This is a genomic window from Paraburkholderia sp. EG304 (assembly GCF_046543485.1).
GTDB classification, from domain to species: domain Bacteria; phylum Pseudomonadota; class Gammaproteobacteria; order Burkholderiales; family Burkholderiaceae; genus Paraburkholderia; species Paraburkholderia youngii.
The window spans coordinates 1-350 of the sequence record NZ_JBKGUA010000391.1; the positions used below are offsets into that span (position 1 = coordinate 1).

General features: G+C 58.0%; 1 protein-coding gene. It reads left to right on the forward strand.

Features of this window, described 5'->3' with window-relative positions; translation table 11 throughout:
* Positions 1 to 350: IS66 family transposase (locus ACLFKU_RS44435; protein WP_410853477.1), on the forward strand; the 350-nt coding region annotated here is incomplete at both ends.

The following is a 350-nucleotide window of genomic DNA, read 5'->3' on the forward strand; positions in this document are numbered from 1 at the left end:
TCCTCGCTGACTGGCAGGGCAAACTGGTATGCGACGACTACAGTGGGTACAAGGCTGGATTCCAGCAGGGCATCACTGAAATTGGATATGCAGCGCACGCGAGACGCAAGTTCTTCGATCTGCACGCAAATCACAGCAGTCAGATCGCCGCGCAGGCGCTGCCGTTCTTTGCTCCGCTTTACGACATCGAGCGCGACGCTGCAGTGCTGCAAGCCGAGGAACGCCACAAGCTTCGACAGAGTCGGGCCAAGCCGGTCTGCGGCGCACTTCACGAATGGATGGTGGCGCAGCGCAAGCTGGTGTCGGAAGGTTCTGCAATTGCCAAAGCGCTGGATTACAGTCTTAAACGA